Consider the following 19,246-nt stretch of genomic DNA (forward strand, 5'->3'; position numbering starts at 1 on the left):
CCGAAGCGTGGCCGAGCGCCTGCGGCCATGCCTTCCACCATCCGGGCCCGCCGTGACCGGCGGGTGCCGCAGTCGAGTGACACGCGTCCGTTCGGGCACGCGGGCGGGAACACACGCACCACGTGTGCGGTGCGCGGGCCGGGGTGGTCACGCACGGCGTGTGCGGTGCACGGCCGGGACGGTCACGCGCAGCGCGCGAGGTGCGCACGGGAACGCGCAGCAGGGGCAGCAGGGAAGGAGCCGTCGTGTTCGAGGCGGAGGTGGCCGTGGTCGGCGGGGGAGCCGCCGGCCTGTCGCTGGCCCATCGTCTGGCCGGTCGCGTACGGGGGCTGCGGACGCCGTCCGTCGTCCTCGTGGACGCGCCGCCCGGTCCGCTGCGCCCCCCGCGCCGCACGTGGTGCTTCTGGGAGGCGGGCCGCGGACGGTTCGACGCCGCGCTGACGGCGAGTTGGGGGCGCCTGCGGGTGAGGCCCCCCACCGGCGACTCCATCGAGGGGGACCTCGCGCCGCTGCGGTACAAGATGATCCGGTCCGACGACTTCGAGACCCTGGTCGGGCGGGACCTGGCGCGCAGCCCGAACGTGCGGCGGGTGGAGGCCACCGTCGAGACGGTGGAGGACGTCGAGGGCGGGGCCCGCGTCCGGTTGCGGTACGCCGACGGCACGGCGGGCGTGCTCGGCGCCCGCTGGGTGTTCGACTCCCGGCCCCTCGGCAGCCTGCCCGCCGCGCGCACCACGCTGCTCCAGCACTTCCACGGCTGGTTCGTCCGCACCGCACGGCCGGTCCTCGACCCCTCCACCGTGGAGTTCATGGACTTCCGCACCCCACAGCCCGCCGCCGGCCTCTCCTTCGGTTACGTCCTGCCCACCGGACCGCACGAGGCGCTCGTCGAGTACACGGAGTTCTCCCCCCGGCTCCTCACCGGCAGCGGCTACGAGGCGGCGGTGCGGAACTACGTCCACGAGGTTCTGCGCCTGGGGGACCTCGACGTCCTGGCCACCGAGACCGGGGTCATCCCGATGACGGACGCCCCGATCCCGCGCCAGGTCGGCGCCCGCGTCTTCCGCATCGGTGCGGCGGGAGGCGCGACCCGGCCCTCCACCGGCTACACCTTCTCCGGCCTGCAACGCCAGACCCGGGCCGTCGCCGCCGCCCTGCGCCGGGGAGTACGGCCCGTGCCGCCCCCCGCCCACTCCGCCCGCTCCCACGCCATGGACGCCGTACTGCTGCGCGCCCTGGCCGGCGGCCGGGTCGACGGGCCGGCACTGTTCTGCGGCCTGTTCCGCCAGGTACCCGCGCCCCGCCTGCTGCGCTTCCTCGACGGACGCACCCGGCTGCACGAGGACCTCGCCATCGGCCTGCGCACCCCGATCGGCCCGATGCTCCGCTCGGCACTCGACCTGCCGCACCTGCCCCGCCGCCCGTTCGACTGCCTCCCCACCGCGCCACCGCCCCTGGAGACCGGATGACCCTGCTGCGCGACGAGGACCTCACCGCCGCGTTCGACCACGCCGCCCGCAGCTACGACGCGCTGGTCGCCGCCAACCCCGGCTACCACGCCCACCTGCGGCGCTCGGTACGCCGTCTCGGCCTGTCCGGGGACGGGGCGGGCCTGCGCCTGCTGGACGTCGGCTGCGGCACCGGCGCGTCGACGGCCGCGCTCCGCGCCGTCCTGCCGGCCGCCCGCATCACGGCCGTGGACGCCTCCGCCGGCATGCTGCGGAGGGCCGCCGCCAAACCCTGGGCGGGCGAGGTGACCTTCGTCCGGGCACCGGCGGAACACCTGGCCGAGGCCGGCGTGACCGGACCCTTCGACGCGGTCTTCGCCGCCTACCTCCTGCGCAACGTGTCCGACCCCGACGCCGTCCTCGCCGGAATGCGGGAGCTGCTCGTGCCCGGCGGCCGGCTCGGCGTGCACGAGTACGCCCTCAGGGGCCGCCGCACCGACCGCGCGGTGTGGACGCTGGTGTGCCGCGGCCTCCTCCGGCCCGCCGCGTCCCTCCTCGGAGACGGCGACCTGTACCGGCATCTGTGGCACAGCGTCCTGCGGTTCGACACCGCCGACCGCTTCGCCGCCCGGGTCCGCGCGGCCGGCTTCGCGCACGTCCGCGCCCTGCCCCTGCCCGGCTGGCAGACCGGCATCACCCACACCTTCGTCGCCCGTCGCCCGCAGGCCGCCCGATGAACCGGCCCGGGCATCCGGAGCACACCCGGCACGGCCGGGACCGGCGGGCCCGAATGCTGCCGGCCAGACCGGGCAGGCGGCGCGTCGAGGGACCGCGCCCCACGACCGCGGTCGTCGGCGGCGGCATCGCCGGTCTCGCCGCGGCCACCGCGCTCGCCGAACGCGGGGTGGCCGTGACCCTGTACGAGCGGCAGCCCTACCTCGGCGGACGCGCCGGAGGCTGGCCGACCAGCCTGCCGGACGGCACCCCGGTGACCATGAGCCGTGGCTTCCACGCCTTCTTCCGCCAGTACTACAACCTGCGCGGTCTGCTCCGCCGTACCGACCCCGGCCTGCGGCGGCTGACCGCTCTGCCCGACTACCCGCTGCTGCACGCCGACGGGTCCCGGGAGAGCTTCCGCCGCGTCCCGCGCACCCCGCCGTGCAACGCGCTCGGCTTCGCCGTGCTCAGTCCCTCCTTCACCCTCCGGGACCTGCGCCGTATGAACCCGGTGGCGGCTCTCCCGCTGCTCGACGTCCGTGTCCCCGAGATCTACGACCGGCTCGACCACACCAGCGCGCACGACTTCCTCGACGCCGTCCGCTTCCCCGAGAGGGCCCGGCACCTCGCGTTCGAGGTGTTCTCGCGCAGCTTCTTCGCCGACCCCCGCCGGCTCTCGGCGGCCGAGATGGCGCTGATGTTCCACATCTACTTCCTCGGCTCCAGCGAGGGCCTGCTGTTCGACGTGCCCCGGGCGCCCTTCCCCGCGCTGTGGCAGCCGCTCGCCGGCCACCTGCGACGGCACGGAGCCGACGTGCGCACCTCCACGGCCGTCGAGCACATCACGCCGCGGCCGGACGGCGGCTACCAGGTCACCACGGACCGGGACGAACGGCACCACGACAGTGTCGTCCTCGCCCTGGACACCACCGGTCTGCGCACACTCGTGGCCCGCTCCGACGGGCTGGGCGACGCCCCCTGGCGGGCGCGGATCGCCCGGCTGCGCACCGCCCCGCCGTTCCTCGTGACCCGGCTGTGGCTGGACCGGCCCGTGGCGGCGGACCGGCCGGGTTTCCTGGGCACCGGCGGGTTCCCCACCCTGGACAACATCAGTGTCCTGGAGCGGTGGGAGGACGAGGCCGCGCACTGGGCCGCCCGCACCGGCGGGTCCGTGCTCGAACTCCACGCCTACGCGGTCGGGGCACAGACCTCCCGGGACGTCGAGGAGAAGCGCCTGGTCCGGCAGATGCACCGTGTCTACCCCGAGACGCGCGGCGCGACGATCGTCGGTGCCCGCCACGAATGGCGTGACGACTGCCCGCTGTTCCCGGTGGGCGGCTACCGCGACCGGCCGACCGTCCGTACCCCGGACCCGGCGCTCGTGGTGGCCGGTGACCTGGTCCGCACCGGCCTGCCCGTGGCGCTGATGGAGCGGGCCGCCACGACCGGCTTCCTGGCCGCCGACGCCCTGCTGGAACGGTGGGGGCTGCGCGGAGTGGCCCTGTGGACGGTTCCCCACCGCGGCCGGAGCGCCCTGCTGCGGGGCCTGGCCGGGTGGGGACCGGGTACACGGGCGGCACGCTGAGGCGGGTGCCGCGACCTGCTCGGGGATCGGCCACGGCACCCGCCGCCCGGACTGCGTCCGAAGGGACCGGCCCGCGCCACCCCCGGCTTCCCCGCGAGGGCCCCCGCACACGGAGCCGTCCGGGTGAACCCGGCACCGCGGCGCAACCGGTGCCGGCCGGTGCCGCGCCCCTCGCCGGCCGCCGGGGTTCGTCCGCGGCTTCCCGGGGCACCCGGTGACATCCATCGGCTCTCATGCCCCCGGAGGCACACATGGCGGTGCGGCATCGTGTGATCAAGGCCGACCCCGCAGCGGTCTGGGACGTCCTCGCCGACGGTCATCGGTACGCCGAGTGGGTGGTCGGCACCGGCGCCTCCCGGCCGAAGCTCGGACAGTGGCCGCAGAAGGACGCCACCCTCGTCTACGAGATCCGGCTGGGCCCCCTCCAGCTCCGCAACCAGACGGTCGTACGGCACTGCCGGGAGGGATCCCTCCTGGAACTGGAGATCATCGCCGGGTTCCTCGGCTCGGCCCGCTTCTCCATCGAGCTGCGCGAGTGGGGCGAACACTGCCTGGTCCTCGTGGACGAGCACCCTCTGCAGGGGCCCGGGGCCCTGCTGCACAACGCCGGTCTCGAGGCGCTGATCCAGATACGCCACCGCTCCATGCTCGCCCGCCTCGCCCGCTGCTGCGAGGACGGCCGCAGCAGCCACCGGCGGCGGTCCGCGCCGCGGACACGCCCCGCGGAGGGGACCGGCCATGCCTGACGCCGTGGTGATCGGGGCGGGACCCAACGGACTCGTCGCCGCCAACATCCTGGCCGACGCCGGCTGGAGCGTCCAGGTCTTCGAGGAACAGCCGGAGCCGGGCGGCGCGGTCCGGCACGACCGGGGCGTCCACCCCGACTTCGTCAGCGACCTCTTCAGCTCCTTCTACCCCCTGGCCGCCGCGTCCCCCGTCCTGGCCGGACTCCGCCTGGAGGATCACGGGCTGCGCTGGAGCCACGCCCCGCACGTGCTCGCGCACCCGCTGACCGACGGCCGGTGCGCGGTGCTGGACCGCAGGATCGACATCACGGCCGCGTCCGCGGAGGCGTTCGCACCGGGTGACGGAGCGGCCTGGCGGCGCCTGTTCACCCTCTGGCAGACACTGCAACCCGACCTGCTCGGCACCCTGTTCACCCCCTTCCCGCCCGTACGGGCCACGCTCGGACTGCTGCGCACCCTGCGGGCGGCGGGCGGCCTGCGCACCGCCCGGTCACTGGTTCTGCCCGTGCGCCGGATGGGGGAGGAGGAGTTCCGCGGCGAGGGCGGCCGACTGCTGCTGGCCGGCAACGCCCTGCACGCCGACCTCGCGCCCGAGTCCGCGGGCAGCGGCGGCTTCGGCTGGCTGATGTCGATGCTCGGCCAGACGTACGGCTTCCCGGTGCCCGTGGGCGGGTCCGGTGCCCTCACCGAAGCACTGGTCAGGCGGCTGCGCCGCCGGGGAGGCGCGGTCACCTGCGGGGAGCGGGTCCAGCGGATCGTCATCGACGGCAGCCGTGCCGTCGGAGTACGGACCGCCACGGGCGAGACGGTGCCCGCGCGCAGAGCCGTACTCGCCGACGTGGCCGTGCCCGCCCTCTACCGGGAACTGGTCGGCCGCGAGTACCTTCCCGCGCAACTGCTCACGGACCTGCGGCGCTTCCAGTGGGACTTCGCCACCTTCAAGGTGGACTGGGCGCTCGACGGCCCGGTGCCCTGGCAGGCGGAACAGGCACGCCGCGCCGGGACCGTGCACCTGGCCGACGGCATGGACGAGCTGACCCGTTTCGCCGCGCAGATCGCCATGCACCAGGTGCCCGACCGGCCCTTCCTGCTGTTCGGCCAGATGACCCTCGCGGACCGGACACGATCCCCCACGGGCACCGAGGCCGCCTGGGCGTACACCCACGTCCCGCACGACATCCGGGCGGACGCCGGCGACGAGGGCATCACGGGCAGCTGGGCCCCGGCGGACGCCGAACGCATGGCGGACCGCGTGGAACGGCAGGTGGAGCGCTTCGCGCCGGGCTTCCGCTCGCTCGTCCGGGCCCGGCGGGTGCTCGCGCCGCCCACCCTCCAGTCGCTCGACGCCAACCTCTCGGGCGGTGCCATCAACGGCGGCACGACCGCGCTGCACCAGCAGCTCTTCTTCCGGCCGGTACCCGGCACCGGGCGGCCGGAGACCCCCGTCCCGGGCCTCTACCTCGCCTCCGCCGGAGCCCACCCCGGCGGAGGCGTGCACGGCGCCCCCGGCGCCAACGCGGCGCGCGCCGCACTGCGCGCCCACCGGGCCCCCGGTCTCGCCGCCGCCCAACGCGTCCTCAGCCGCCGGGACCGCACCGGACGCAAGCGCTGATCACACGTCCGGCCGACGGCGCGTCCGGTCCACGTGCCTTCCCGGGAAGGGAAACGCAGACGACATCCGGCGTACAGCGGCCAAGGAGTGCCATGAACGACTACGAGGACGGGCCCGACACGGGGCACCGCCGTCCCGACGGCGTCGACGACCTGACCGTCGAGGCCCTCGGGTCGCTGTCCAAGGCACTGGAGACCACGGAACGCGCCCGCGGTCATCTGTACAGCTTCCACCAGCTCACCGGCGGCGCGGACCTGGAGCTGGACCGGTCGGTACGGCTGCTGCGCGAGGCCGGGCACCGCGAGTGGGCGGACCGGGTGGAGACCGAGATCCTGGGCCGCAACGTCATCCCGGGGCACTGGACCTTCCAGGTCGTCGAGGCCTACAACGCCACCTACTACCGGCCCTTCTGCGAGCTGGAACGCGACGTGGTGAACGCCCTCGCCCAGGGCCGGGACCACCTGTACGAAGCCGAGATGAAGGAGGCCCGCCGCACCCCCGGACACCCCGACCACACCGCGGGCCCTCCGGCCGCTCGCGCCTGAGCGCACCCCGGGCCGGAGCGCGCCGAGCGCACCGGACGACCCACGGAGAAAGGCGGGAAGCCGTGCGAAGCAGTCCCCTGCTCGACCGGACCGTCGTGGTGACGGGTGCCGCGCGCGGCCTGGGAGCGGCCCTCGTCCGGGAGGTGGCCCGGCGGGGAGCGCGGCCGGCCCTCCTCGGCCACGAGAAGGACCTGATGGACGAGCTGGCCGCGCGGCTGCCGGTCCCGGGGCTCGCGGTCGAGGCGGACGTGACCGACCTCGGGGCCCTGCAGCGGGCCGCCCGTGAGGTCCGCCGGTGTCTCGGGCCGCCCTCCGTGGTGATCGCCAACGCCGGAATCGCGGAGGGCGGCCCGCTCGCCGCGACGGATCCGGCCGACTGGCGCCGGGTCGTCGACACCAACCTGACCGGCAGCGCCCAGACCGCACGGGTCTTCCTGCCCGATCTGCGGGTCACGGCCGGCTACTACCTGCAGATCGCCTCACTCGCGTCGCTGGGCGCCGCTCCGCTGATGAGCGCCTACTGCGCGTCCAAGGCCGGCGCCGAGGCCTTCGCGCACGCGCTGCGCGCCGAGGAGGCCGGTCACGGCGTCGCCGTGGGCATCGCCTACCTGAACTGGACCGACACGGACATGGTGCGTGACGCCGACCGGTACGCCGTGCTGCGCGAGCTGCGCGGCCACATGCCGGCGCCCGCGCGCCGGGTGTACCCCGCCGAGGAGGTCGCCGCCCGGATCGTACGCGGCCTGGAGAAGCGGCGCACAGCCGTGTACGCACCTCCCTGGCTGCGGCTGGTGCAGCCGGTGCGGGCCGCCCTGCCGCCGCTGGTGCTGCGCCTGGCCCGCCGCGACCTGGCCCGTCTGGAGGCCGAGGGAGCACTGGCCCCGACCGGGCTGCTCGGCGCCGGCGGCGAGGCCGACCACGCGGCACGACGACACGCCCCCTGAGGACGCGCGACCACCCCCCATCCACCTCCAGGACGGCGCCCATGCAGACGTTCCTGCCCGATGCCGACTTCCGGCGTTCCGCCCTGCTGCTGGACCGCCGCCGGCTGGGCAAACAGCGGGTCGAGGCGCTCCAGGTGCTGCGCGGGCTGACGGTTCCCGGCTACGGCTGGCGCAGGCACCCGGCCGTGCGGATGTGGCGCGGCTACGAGGAGGCCCTGGTCCGTTACGGCCTCGAAGTCTGCCGGGTGTGGCGGGAGCAGGGCCACCAGGACAGCTGCGCCGCCTCGCTGGTCGCCGGATACGCCGCGTGCCGTCCGGGTGCGCCGGTGCGCGACCAGCCCGCTCTCGGCGCCGCCGGGGAACTGCCGCCGTGGCTCGGTGACGAGGCCTTCCACCGCAGCCACCAGTCCGCGCTCGTCCGCAAGGACCGGGAGGCCTACGCGCGGGCGTTCCCCGGCGTCCCCGACGACCTGCCCTACGTCTGGCCGGCCTCCGACCGGGACGAGGCCGCCACCTGACCGCGCCCCGCCCGGACGGAGGACGTCCGGTCACCCGCCGCCGGTTGCGCCGGCCCCGCGCCGCAGCAGGTACTTGTGCTGTCCGGACAGCACAAGTTCGCCGCGCTGGTTGTGCACGGTGGCCGCCGTGACCACGACACCGTTCTCGCCCCGCGGCTCCAGGCCGGTGACGGTGAGTGCCGGGTACAGGGTGTCCCCGGAGTGCACCTCGGCCAGGAACGTGCAGGACAGCTCCAGGAAGCTGACGAACACCTCACCGATGAAGTGCGGGAACAGCGTCGCGCCCGGCGCGGTGAACGCCAGGACCTGGAGTCCGTGCACGACCGGCGCGGGGTGGCCGTGACGGCGTGCCCACTCGGCGTCGTAGTGGACCGGGTGGTTGTCCGCGGAGACCGTCTGGAAGGCCGCGGCGTGGGCGTCGGTCAGGGTACGGCTGGGGGCCCGGAACACCTCGCCGACGCGCAGGTCCTCGAAGGTCCTGGGCGGGACGACGAGGAACGCGTCCGGGTCGAACCCGGTCGCGGGGGGTGCTGTGTGCAGGGAATCCATCACGCTGTCCTCTCGTTGCTGTCCGGCTCGCCGGCGTCTCGTCACGCGCGCGTGCGTCCGGGCCTACGCGCCGGGGACGATCCGGGCGGCCAGGAGGTTGGGGTCGTCGTCGGTGAAGTAGGCGGCGCTGGCGACGTACGCCGTGGTGCCGCGTACGGCGAGGGAGGTCGGGCCCTGCAGTCCGTCGGCGGCGGTGAGCACGACGGTGTGCCGGCCGCCGGGCTCGACCCGGGCCACCTCGTTGTCCTTGTTGATCGCGGCCAGCAGGGTGTCCCCGCGGCCGGTGAACGCGAAGTCGTCGATGTCGACCAGCCCGGTGGCGCGGGTCTGCACGTCGCCGGCCGTGCCGTGGCGGGTGACCGGGATGCGCAGGACGGTCCCGCGGTCCAGGTTGGACACCCAGACCGCGCCGCGGTGGACCTTGAGCCCGTTGGCCCCCAGGAACCCGTCGGCGGCCAGCTCGGGCGCGGTGGACCACGCGGTGGGGGCCCCGCCGGTGGCCGGCACGCGCCACACCGTGCCCAGGACCGAGTCCGCCGCGTAGAGCACACCGGCGTGCTCGTCCAGGGCCAGGCCGTTGGGCAGGCCGGCGGCCGGCAGCGCGGCGATGCGCCGCGGGCCGCCGCCCGGACGCAGGCGCCACAGGCCGGTCAGGTCGCTGCTGCCGGTGGCGTACAGGAAGTACAGCGTTCCGTCGTGCGCGCGGACGATGCCGCCGAGGAAGGGCGAGGTGAGGGCGGGCGTGACGGAGCCCGCGGGCGGCGCGGGCAGCGTCGCGAGGACGTGCACCCGGCCGTCGGGGGTGATGCGGGCGACCTGGCGGTTGTAGGCGAAGGTGACGACGGCGCTCCCACCGGGCTCCAGGGCGATGTTCTCCGGCCGCTGCCCGCCGCTCACGTCCAGGTGGGCGAAGAAGCGTACGGGGGCCGCCGGACCGGCCACGGTGGCGGAGGCCGGGTCGGCCGTGGCCGGTCCGGCGGCGGTGACGGCGAGGACGCCGGCCACCGCCGTGGCCAGGAGACCGGTACGTGTCCGTGTTGTCGTACGGCTGGTCATGTCATTCCTTCTCGGCAGGTTGATCGGTGGGTGGGCAGGGGGATGGTGTGCGGTGGGGCGGAGGCGGTCAGCCGGTGAAGCGCTGGCGCAGTTCGCCGATGCCCTCGATGGAGCTGACCAGTTCGTCGCCCGGGGCCAGCCAGCGCTGCGGGGTGCGGCCGAGGCCGACACCGGCGGGAGTGCCGGTGAAGACGACGTCACCCGGCAGCAGCGGCAGCACGCCGGACAGCCTGGCGATGAGGGCGGGGACGGAGAAGATCAGCTGCCGGGTACGGCCACGCTGCACTTCCTCGCCGTTGACGGCGCAGGTCAGTTCCAGGTCGTCGGGGTCGTCGAACTCGTCCGGGGTCACCAGCCAGGGGCCGGTCGGGGTGAAGCCCGGGTAGGACTTGGCGAGGCCGAACTGGGGAGCCGGGCCGTCCATCTGGAGGACGCGCTCGGAGAGGTCCTGGCCGACGGTGAGGCCCGCCACGTGACTCCAGGCGTCGGCCTCCGGGACCCGGTGGGCCCGGCGGCCGATGACCACCACCAGCTCCACCTCCCAGTCGGTGTGGCCGCCCGGGGGCAGTGTCACCTCGGTCACCGGTCCGGTGATGCTGGTGGCGAACTTGGTGAAGACCGGCGGCATGCCCCGGGGCGTGGTGAAGCCCGCTTCCGAGATGTGCTCGCGGTAGTTCAGGCCCACGGCGAGCAGCTGACGCGGGGCCGGCGCGGGGGCGCCGAGGTCGGCCGGGTCGAAGGGGACCCCGTCGCCGAGGTCGGCGCGGGCCGCCCAGTCGCGGAACTCCGCCCAGCGGGAGTAGACGGCCTGGGGATCGGCGGAGAACAGGTCACCGCTGGCCTTCTGGACGTCGACCGCCCGGCCGTCGGTGACCAGGACCAGACGTCCGGCGAGATGGGCGATACGCATGGGGTGCTCCTGGGGCGGAGGAGGGGCGAGGGGGAGGAGGGTGAAGGGGGCGTCAACGGCCGGGGCCGGGACCGGCGGGGCGGGTGGCGCGTTCGAGGGCGAGCAGCACGGACCGGTAGGGGCGCCCGGTGGCGTGTTCCATGCCGATCTCACAGGTCCGGTTGGCGGACAGATAGGCGTCGTACGACCCCGCGGCGACCTCCGCCGCCTCGTGCGCCGTCGCCGACTCGGTCAGCTCCCTGTGCAGCAGGCCCCGGTCGCCGGCGAACCCGCAGCACTCCGCGTGGACCGGCACCTCGACGTCCTCGGCGACGAACTCCGCGACCGCGCGCAGCTCCTCGGCATCTCCCAGGTGCCGCATCGAACAGGTGGGGTGCAGCACCGCGCTGTCCAACCGTTCGGTCACCCGCAGGCGTGGCAGCAGCTCGTTCGCGGCCCACTCGACCGAGTCCACGACCGTGAGCGCCTCGTGCTTCGTCCGGTTCGCGGGCGTCAGATACGGTACGACCTCCCGTCCGATGCCGAGCGTGCACGAGGAGGCGTCGACGACGAGCGGCAGACGGCCGCCGTCGGTCCACTCCCAGGCCCGCTCCACGGTGCGGTTGGCCATGACGGTGTTGCCGTCGTCGTAGCCCTTGGAGTGCCAGATGGTCGCGCAGCAGGACCCGGCCAGGTCCGGCGGGATCCATACCGGCAGCCCGGCCCGGTGCGCGAGCGTCACGACCGCCTCCGGAAGGGAGGGGCCGGACGTGCCGTCCGGTCCGCCGAAGATCCGGTTGACGCAGGCCACGTAGTAGACGGCGGTCGCGCTCGCGCGGTCGGTGTGCGGCAGCCGGGCCGGTGCCGGGCCGGGGATGCCGGGGATCCATTCCGGCGCCAGGTCGGGGGAGACCGCCTTGCGGACGGCGGAGGTCACGCCGCCGAGGACCCGGTCGCCGAGGTGGTCGGCGACACCGAGCGCGGCGCGTACCGACGACTCCACGAGGGAGAACCGCCGTGCGACCCGGGCCGCGGTGCGTTCCTCTCGCTCGGAGTGCCGCTGGTGCCGGAACCGTTTCATCATGGCGCCGGTGTCGATGCCGACCGGGCAGGCGATGGCGCAGGTCGAGTCGCCGGCACAGGTGTCGACGGCGTCGTAGCCGTAGGAGTCCAGCAGGCTGTCCATGACGGGGGAACCGGTCGGCTGGCGCATCATCTCGCGGCGCAGCACGATCCGCTGGCGCGGTGTGGTGGTGAGGTCGCGGCTCGGGCAGACCGGCTCGCAGAACCCGCACTCGATGCAGGAGTCGGCGACCGCCTCGATGGCCGGGATGGTCTTCAGGCCCCGCAGATGGGCCCGGGCGTCGCGGTTGAGCACCACCCCGGGGGCGAGGACGCCCGCCGGGTCGATGGTCTCCTTGATCCGCCACATGAGTCCGGCGGCACGGGCACCCCACTCGGCTTCGAGGAACGGCGTCATGTTCCGGCCGGTGGCGTGCTCCGCCTTGAGGGAGCCGTCGAAACGGTCCACCACCATGGCGCAGAAGTCGTCCATGAAGGCCGCGTACCGCTGCACCTCGTCCGGGCGGGCGGCGTCGAAGGCCAGCAGGAAGTGCAGGTTGCCGTGGGCCGCGTGGCCGGCGACCGCGGCGTCGAAGCCGTGCCGGAGCTGGAGCGCGGTCAGCGCCTCGCAGGCCTCCGCCAGCCGTGACGGCGGCACCGCGAAGTCCTCGGTGATCAGTGTGGAGCCGGCCGGGCGTGCCTTGCCCACGGCCGTCATGAAGGCCTCGCGCGCGTGCCAGTACGTCCGGACCGTGGCGGGATCCTGGGTGAAGCGGTTGGTGACGGACGCCACCGGCGTGACCAGCGTCAGCCTGTTCAGCACGTCGGCGGCGGCCCGCCGGTGGGCCTGGTGGGCCGAGTCGTCCGGGGCGCGGAACTCCACCAGCAGCGCGGCCGTCTCCCGGGGCAGGCCGGCCCAGTCGGCGGGCACCCCGTCGACGTCGGCGCAGGCGCGCAGCGTGTTCCCGTCCATCAGTTCCACGGCACGGGCCCCGGCCTCGTTGAACAGCGGTACCGCCGCCGCGGCGGCCGTGAGGTCGGGGAAGAACAGCAGGGCCGTATGGGTGAGCCGGTCCAGGGACACCGTCCGGAACACCGTCTCGGCGATGAAGCCCAGGGTGCCCTGCGAGCCGACCATCAGGCCGCGCAGGATCTCCACGGGCGTGGACCCGTCCAGGAAGGCGTCGAGCCGGTAGCCGTTGGTGTTCTTCAGCTCGTACTTGGCCCGGATCCGGGAGACGAGCGCGGCATCGTCCTCGATCTCGGCCTTCAGGGTCAGCAGCCCCTCGTACAGCTCCGGTTCGGCCGTTCGCAGCAGCGCGTCGGCGTCCGGGGCCGCGGTGTCGACGACGGTGCCCGACGGCAGGACCAGGGTGAGGGAGGACAGCAGGCGGTAGGAGTTGCGGGTGACACCGGCGGTCATGCCGGAGGCGTTGTTGGCGACGACCCCGCCGACGGTGCAGGCGCGGGAGCTGGCGGGGTCGGGGCCCATCAGCCGGCCGTGGCGGGACAGCGTGATGTTGGCGCGTCCCACCGTCGTGCCGGGCCTGATCCGGGCCTCGGCGCCGCCGTCGAGCACCTCCACGCCGGTCCAGTGGCGGCGCACGTCGACCAGGATGTCGCTGCCCTGGGCCTGGCCGTTCAGTGAGGTCCCGGCCGCCCGGAAGACGATCTCCCGCCCGTGCTCGTGGGCGTACCGCAGCACCGCGGCCACGTCCGCCACGTGCTCGGCGATGACGACGACCTTCGGCACGAAGCGGTAGGGGCTCGCGTCGGAGGCGTATTTCACCAGGTCGGACACGGTGTGCAGTACCTTGTCCGGGCCCAGCAGACGGACCAGGTCCGCGCGCAGGGCGTCGGGGGTGCCGGACGCCCGCTCGTCGGGCACCCGGTCGGCGGCCGGGCCGTCGGTCCGCCGGGGCCTGAGCTTGTCCGGTACCGGTTCCAGCAGCGCCATGACTGCTCCATTCCGTGAGGGGGAGGACGGGGGGGGCTGCTCGTTCAGCCTTCCCAGCCGTCCAGGAAGTCGAGGAGTTCGGCGTTGACCACGTCGGGGCGTTCCTCCTGGCAGAGGTGGCCGCACTGCGGAATGGGCACGCCGCGGACGTCGCGGGCGATGCCCTTCCAGACGTCCAGGACGTCGTACGCCTGTCCGACGGCGCTGAAGTCCTCGCCCCACATGGTCAGCACGGGGCAGTCGATGAGCCGGTCGGCGTCCTCCCGGTCCTGGGCGACGTCCTCGGCCGCGGCGCGGTAGTCCATGCAGGAGCCGCGCACGGCGCCGGGCTGCTGGTAGGCGCGCACGTACACCGCGATCTCCTCCGGCGTGAGCATGCCGGGGTCGTACGACCAGCTGCGGTAGAAGTGGGTCAGCCAGGTCTCCTCACGGCCCGCGATGAGGGCCTCGGGGAGGTCGGGCACGCCGAGGAAGGTGAAGAACCAGTAGCCCCGGCGGGCCAGGTCGACGTCGTAGGTCTCGGCGACGACGCGGGTGGGAATGTTGTCCATGGCCACGAACCGGTCGATCCGGTCGCGGTGGTCCTTGGCGAAGCGGGTGCCGACGCGGGCCCCGCGGTCGTGGCCGACCAGGGCGATCCGCTCGTGGCCGAGGTGGTCCGCCAGCGCGAGGAGGTCACGCGCCATGGTCCGCTTGTCGTAGCCGGAGGCGGGCTTGTCGGTGTCGCCGTAGCCGCGCAGGTCCGGCGCGATCACGGTGTACCGCTCGGCCAGTACCGGGATCTGCTTCCGCCAGCCGTACCAGGTCTCGGGGAAGCCGTGCAGCAGGTAGACCGGCGGTCCGTCCCCCGCACGGACCCAGTGCTGCCGTATGCCGTTGAGTCGGGCGGTGTGGTGGGTGATCTCTGCCGGTTCCGTCATGACCGTCACGCTAGGGGCGCGGTCGGTGGCCGATGCATCTTTCCGTGCACCCGTCCGTGCTCCTCAGCGAACAGGCCGGCACCGCGCCGGCTTTCGTCGTCCCGACCGGCCCGGGGGAACAGCCCGGGGACGGCACCGGGGCCGGCGAACCGCTGCGCGGCGTCGACGCGCGGGAGCGGGAGCCGGAGGAGGAGGACCGGGAGGGGGAGGGCCGGACGGATTCCGGCCGGCAGGCATTCGGGCGGATCGCGCCGGCAGGACCTCGGATCGCGTCGGTCGCGCCTCAGACGAGTTCCACCGGTAGGCGCTCAGACCGATTCCGGCCGGTGGGCGTCCTCGTGTGATTCCTTGTGCGGTCGGCCGCCGCGGGACGGGCGTCGTACGACCAGGTCCGCCACCTCGAAGGACATCTCGGTGGTCTCGGCCGCCGGTGCCGGGTGGTACCGGCCCGCGCTCACCGAGAGGTTGACGATGAGGTGGGCGCGCCACGCGCGCCCCACGCCGCGTTCGTCCGCGAAGACCTGTGTGCCGTTCAGCCACCAGACCACCGAACGGGCCCCGAACTCGGTGCGCAGCTCGATCCAGGCACCGGGGCCGACGGCCTCGTCGCGGACGTACCGGTTGGCGTGGCGCACGTGATTGGTGAACTCCAGCAGGTCCGGGTTGTCGGGGTGGTACTCGAAGACGTCGATCTCGTGGTTGCCGTCCCGCCAGGTCCAGATGGCCGGCCAGGCGCCGACCTCCCGGGGCAGCCGGACCCGTGCCTCCAGGACGTCCCCCGGCCGGACGGTGAACCCCTCCTCGCTGTCCTCGGTGGTGAGCAGTCCCGTGTCCCAGTTCCCGTCGGTCCGGCGGGTGGCCCGGAACGTTCCCGAGCGGCTGTAGTCGGCGTCGGGGACCAGGTGGTCCAGTTTGTCGTCGTCGGGATTGACCGGGCCGCCTCCGGGATAGGCCCACGAGCGACCCGCGACCCACTGGGTCGGCGAGGCGAAGTCCGCCGTGAACACCACGTCGGGCGGGGGCGGGGTGCGCGGACCCGGCAGGGGGCCGCGGGATGCCGATGTGTCCATACGCGATGTCTCACCGGCTGACCACCGGTCATGCGCCCAGGTGACCGCCCGTCTGCCAGCACATCCGTTCGGGGTGTCGCTCCGGAGGGCTACGGGCCCGGCCGGCCGCGCACGACGACACGGACGGTGTTCCGCGTGTCAGGGACGCGGCCCCGGTCAGGGCAGGCTCGCGCCCTGGGCGCGCAGTTCCCGCTGGACCGCGCCCACCGGGACGTCCCGCGGCGGCCGGCCCCCCGTCGCCGCGAGCGCCGCGCAGACCCCCGCCGCCTGCCCGGTGGCCATGGAGATCGGCATGACGCGGTACGAGGAGTGGGCTACGTGGTCGCCGGAGATGCAGCGGCCCGCGACCAGGACCCGCTCCACCCCCTGGGGGAGGAGACAGCGCAGCGGGATGTCGTACGCCTCCCCGCGCGGCACCCGTTTCAGCAGGGTGCCGCGACCGCTCGGGTTGTGGATGTCCACCGGGTAGGCGCCGCGGGCGACGGCGTCGTCGAACTTCCGGGCGGTGAGCACGTCCTCGCCGGTCAGCTGGTACTCGCCCAGGATCCGGCGGGTCTCGCGGACGCCGACCTGGACGCCGCTCTGGACGACGTAGGAGTCGGTGAAGCCCGGCACCCGGTCGTGCAGGAACCGGGCGATCTGCGCCATCTGGCGGTGCGCCGTGAACTCCGCCCGGGTCAGGTCCCAGACGCTGGTGCCGAGCACCTCGGTGACGCGGGTGGAGTTCACCGCCACCTCCCCGGCGTGGGGCGTGGCGAAGAACAGCACGTCCTCCCGCGGCAGGTCCAGCTCCCCGGCGTCCGTGGCGGCGCGGACCAGGTCCCACAGCCCGTGCACGCCCCGCCACTGGTCGGGGTGGGCACGGGTGTAGGCGGTGAACTCCTCGTGGTCGAAGCCGACCATGCGGAACATCAGCGACATCGGCTGGGTCCAGCCGTCCTCCGGCCGGCCGATCTCGTACGACGCCCCCGCCGCGGCCGCGATGTCCCCGTCCCCGGTGCAGTCCACGATCACGTCCGCGTCGAGGACGAGGGGCCCCGACTTCGTCTCGAACACCGCACGCGCCCGGTCGGGCAGGCTGAGGACGTCGGAGGCGAAGGAGTGGAGGAGGGTGCGGACCTCGTGGTACTCCAGCAGCTCGTACGCCACGAGCTTGAACAGCTCCGGGTCGAAGGGCACCGTGTAGCCGGTCTCCAGCGAGGGCTGGATCGCCGCTCCCCGGCGCACCAGCTGGTCGAGCAGTACCCACAGCACCCCGCCGACGACCGGCTCGCCCTCACCGTGGTCGGGCGGCAGCAGCCGCGCGGTGTCGCCGGCCACGGCCTGCTTGACCTCGTTGTGGAAGCTCATCAGCGGCATCACCAGGGCCGCGGTCGCGTTGCCGCCGAGGAAGCCGTAGCGCTCCACGAGGACGACCTCCGCACCCGCGTTGGCGGCGCCGAGGGCCGCACCGATCCCGGCCGGCCCCCCGCCGATCACCAGCACCTGTGTGGACCCCGCGTGCAGCGCCTGACGAGGCGGCAGCTCCACCTTCCTGGGAACCCGGGGAGGCATCAGGTAGGTCATGTTCACTCCCTCGGAGAAGGGGCGGCCCTCGGAGTCAGCCCGCGGTGGAGGCGGGCACGGGCGTGCCGCGGTCGACGACGGCGGGCCGCGCGGCCGCGGCGTCCAGGTAACCGAGGAGCAGCTCGGCGGTGTCGGCCGCCCGCAGCTGCATCGCCGCCGTGCGGACCGCCGTCTCCGCCGCGCGGGCGCGCCGCTCGTCCCACAGGCGGTCCACCTCCGCCAGCAGCAGCCCCGCCGTCTCCCGGACCACACCGCGCAGGGCGGGCGCGCCGATCCGCTGGGCGAAGTCGAACACCTTGCCCGCGTAGGGCAGGGGCAGCAGGGGGATCCCGGCGAGCGCGGCGAAGACCAGGAAGTGCAGCCTCATCCCGACGGCCAGGTCCAGCTGGGCGACGATGTCCAGGACCTGCTGCGGGCCGTGGTCGCCGCGCAGCACCGTGCAGCGGTCCGCCTCCGCCATGCGTGAGGCCACGGCGTGCGCGTGCCGGATGTCGCCGCGTTCCATCGAGACGAAGACGACATGGGCGTCCAGGCGGTGGACCAGGAAGTCACCCACGCTGGCGAGCAGCTGGTGGTACCCCTCCTCGTCGAGGTGCTCGGCCGCACGCCCCGGCTCCCGTACGCTCATGCCCACCAGCCGCGTTCCGCGCGGCACGGCCTCCGCCCGCAGCAGCGCCCGGCCGCCGTCGCCGGGTTCCAGCAGCAGCGCCGGATCGGCGGTGACGGTGACGGGCCGGGTGAGCCCGGCCTCCTCCAGCACGAGCTTCGACTCCTCGTCGCGGACCGTCACCTCGACCGCGTCCGAGAGCACCGTGCGGACCCACGCGCAGTCCGCCTCGTCGGTGAGCGGACCGGCCCCCACGGCGTACGTGAAGACGGGCACGCCGAGTTCCTGGGCGGTACGGGCCGTCCGCAGGTAGCGGCGCGCCTCGGTGTCGTAGAGGATCCCCCCGCCGCCGAGCACCAGGACGTTCAGCCGCCGCAGGTGCGCGGAGATGCCCTCCCGGCAGACACCCTCCCAGCCGACGACCTCGACCTCCGGATGGACGGCGCGGGTGTGCTCGGGACGGCGCGAGAAGATCACGAAGCGGGTGCCGGGCCGGCCGGCCCGGACCCGGTCCAGCAGGGCGGTGAGGATGGCCTCGTCGCCCACGTTCCGGCCCCCGTAGGAGCCCAGCACGCCTACGGTCACGCTGTCTGCGCCATCCATGACCGCTCCCTGCCGTACGACGTTTCGGGCATGTCCGTACCAGCTTGCAGCCTTCCGGTGAGGACGCGCGACCGGGTGGAGCGGCCCTCGGCCCGCCGGTGACCGCCGAGGAGCTCCCGCCCGGCCGCCTCGTACGGCTTCGGCCGCGAGCAGCTCCGGCACGACCGCGTCCCGCGCCGACGCCCCGGCCAGGCGCCCGCGACCAGCGGGGGAAGCGCGCCGCTTCCGGAGCGCGTCAACGGGCGATGTGCTTGCGGCCCCCTCGGCTGAAGCGCACGGCGACGTAGACCAGATCGGCGACGAGGATGACGGCGCCGATGATCAGCAGGTAGAACAGGCCCTGGACGGCGAAGCCGATGATGCCCAGGACGAGGGCCACCAGAACGAGCAGCAGGAAAAGGATCATCGGGCCTCCCGGAGGCTTCGGTACGTCAACGGCGTGCCAGGCGCCGCTCGCCGCCCGCGCCCGGTGCGTAGGCCAGCTCGTAGTGGGCGTAGACCTCGGGCTCCTGGGCGGCGGTCAGCTCCCCGTCGATGTCGATCGACGGTGCCTTCTTGACGCGGTCCTTGCTGTGGGCCACCTTCAGGTACCCCGGACCGACGGTCGCACCCGCGAGCGGTACGAACGCCAGCCGGCGCCGGGTGGGCAGGCCCACCGTCACCGTGGCGAAGAACGGCTCGTCGGTGCCTGTCTCCACGTAGATCGACTCCAGTGCACCGATCTTGTGGCCGTCCTTGTCGACCACGTCGTGCCCTCGCCACTCACGGATATCGGATGCCTCGAACATCGCCACCACCTCCTCTGCGGGGAGGTACCCATGTGCAGGCAGGTGATGTGGTGGCGGACGCCCG

18 protein-coding genes are annotated in these 19,246 nt (G+C 74.1%); 8 read left to right on the forward strand and 10 right to left on the reverse strand.

The window, feature by feature from the left end:
- The first annotated feature begins 245 nt into the window (after positions 1-245).
- The 8 genes from IEZ20_RS07495 to IEZ20_RS07530 all read left to right on the forward strand — a co-directional run bounded on the left by IEZ20_RS07495 (position 246) and on the right by IEZ20_RS07530 (position 8,115).
- On the forward strand, positions 246-1,469 hold the full coding sequence (locus IEZ20_RS07495; RefSeq protein WP_189295687.1) for a lycopene cyclase family protein: 1,224 nt from the start codon (positions 246-248) through the stop codon (positions 1,467-1,469).
- On the forward strand, positions 1,466-2,185 hold the full coding sequence (locus IEZ20_RS07500) for a class I SAM-dependent methyltransferase (protein WP_189295689.1): 720 nt from the start codon (positions 1,466-1,468) through the stop codon (positions 2,183-2,185). The genes IEZ20_RS07495 and IEZ20_RS07500 overlap by 4 nt, the downstream gene beginning before the upstream one ends.
- Before the next feature lie 53 nt (positions 2,186-2,238).
- Positions 2,239-3,750: an FAD-dependent oxidoreductase gene (locus IEZ20_RS07505; protein ID WP_229895935.1), complete on the forward strand. Its 1,512-nt coding sequence runs from the start codon at positions 2,239-2,241 to the stop codon at positions 3,748-3,750.
- A gap of 251 nt (positions 3,751-4,001) precedes the next feature.
- On the forward strand, positions 4,002-4,496 hold the full coding sequence (locus IEZ20_RS07510) for an SRPBCC family protein (RefSeq protein ID WP_189295693.1): 495 nt from the start codon (positions 4,002-4,004) through the stop codon (positions 4,494-4,496).
- Positions 4,489-6,108 (forward strand): phytoene desaturase family protein, encoded by a 1,620-nt coding sequence (locus IEZ20_RS07515; RefSeq protein WP_189295695.1) that lies wholly within the window; start codon positions 4,489-4,491, stop codon positions 6,106-6,108. Before IEZ20_RS07510 ends, IEZ20_RS07515 begins: the two co-directional genes overlap by 8 nt.
- Before the next feature lie 92 nt (positions 6,109-6,200).
- Complete coding sequence (locus IEZ20_RS07520) at positions 6,201-6,653, forward strand: hypothetical protein (RefSeq protein ID WP_189295697.1); 453 nt, start codon at positions 6,201-6,203, stop codon at positions 6,651-6,653.
- Positions 6,654-6,715: 62 nt separating this feature from the next.
- Positions 6,716-7,597 carry an SDR family oxidoreductase gene (locus IEZ20_RS07525; protein WP_189295699.1) on the forward strand — a complete coding sequence of 294 codons (882 nt, stop codon included), beginning with the start codon at positions 6,716-6,718 and terminating at the stop codon, positions 7,595-7,597.
- Between the two features lie 41 nt (positions 7,598-7,638).
- Positions 7,639-8,115 (forward strand): MSMEG_6728 family protein, encoded by a 477-nt coding sequence (locus IEZ20_RS07530; RefSeq protein WP_189295701.1) that lies wholly within the window; start codon positions 7,639-7,641, stop codon positions 8,113-8,115.
- Between the two features lie 30 nt (positions 8,116-8,145).
- On the opposite strand, the gene IEZ20_RS07535 is transcribed toward IEZ20_RS07530, so the two are convergent.
- From IEZ20_RS07535 to IEZ20_RS07580, 10 genes are all read right to left on the reverse strand, one after another.
- Positions 8,146-8,664, reverse strand: coding sequence for a MaoC family dehydratase (locus IEZ20_RS07535; protein WP_189295703.1), 519 nt, complete (start codon positions 8,662-8,664; stop codon positions 8,146-8,148).
- Positions 8,665-8,727: 63 nt separating this feature from the next.
- Entirely contained in the window at positions 8,728-9,720 is a 993-nt protein-coding gene (locus tag IEZ20_RS07540; RefSeq protein WP_189295705.1) for an SMP-30/gluconolactonase/LRE family protein, read from the reverse strand.
- Between the two features lie 67 nt (positions 9,721-9,787).
- Complete coding sequence (locus IEZ20_RS07545; protein WP_189295707.1) at positions 9,788-10,630, reverse strand: fumarylacetoacetate hydrolase family protein; 843 nt, start codon at positions 10,628-10,630, stop codon at positions 9,788-9,790.
- Between the two features lie 52 nt (positions 10,631-10,682).
- Positions 10,683-13,628 (reverse strand): FAD-binding and (Fe-S)-binding domain-containing protein, encoded by a 2,946-nt coding sequence (locus IEZ20_RS07550; protein WP_189295709.1) that lies wholly within the window; start codon positions 13,626-13,628, stop codon positions 10,683-10,685.
- A 44-nt stretch (positions 13,629-13,672) separates the two neighbouring features.
- Positions 13,673-14,548 (reverse strand): alpha/beta fold hydrolase, encoded by an 876-nt coding sequence (locus IEZ20_RS07555; protein WP_189295711.1) that lies wholly within the window; start codon positions 14,546-14,548, stop codon positions 13,673-13,675.
- 308 nt (positions 14,549-14,856) lie between these two features.
- Positions 14,857-15,618 carry a LamG domain-containing protein gene (locus IEZ20_RS07560; RefSeq protein ID WP_189295713.1) on the reverse strand — a complete coding sequence of 254 codons (762 nt, stop codon included), beginning with the start codon at positions 15,616-15,618 and terminating at the stop codon, positions 14,857-14,859.
- 156 nt (positions 15,619-15,774) lie between these two features.
- On the reverse strand, positions 15,775-17,184 hold the full coding sequence (locus IEZ20_RS07565; protein WP_189295715.1) for an FAD-dependent oxidoreductase: 1,410 nt from the start codon (positions 17,182-17,184) through the stop codon (positions 15,775-15,777).
- Positions 17,185-17,218: 34 nt separating this feature from the next.
- The gene (locus tag IEZ20_RS07570; protein WP_189295717.1) at positions 17,219-18,394 is read right to left on the reverse strand and encodes a polysaccharide pyruvyl transferase family protein; all 1,176 of its coding nucleotides are present in this window, start codon (positions 18,392-18,394) and stop codon (positions 17,219-17,221) included.
- Between the two features lie 235 nt (positions 18,395-18,629).
- Positions 18,630-18,800, reverse strand: coding sequence for a hypothetical protein (locus IEZ20_RS07575; protein ID WP_189295719.1), 171 nt, complete (start codon positions 18,798-18,800; stop codon positions 18,630-18,632).
- Positions 18,801-18,825: 25 nt separating this feature from the next.
- Positions 18,826-19,182: a PRC-barrel domain-containing protein gene (locus tag IEZ20_RS07580; protein ID WP_189295721.1), complete on the reverse strand. Its 357-nt coding sequence runs from the start codon at positions 19,180-19,182 to the stop codon at positions 18,826-18,828.
- Between the last annotated feature and the right edge of the window lie 64 nt (positions 19,183-19,246).

Source organism: Streptomyces cinerochromogenes (genome assembly GCF_014648635.1).
In the GTDB taxonomy this organism is placed as follows: Bacteria; Actinomycetota; Actinomycetes; order Streptomycetales; family Streptomycetaceae; genus Streptomyces; species Streptomyces cinerochromogenes.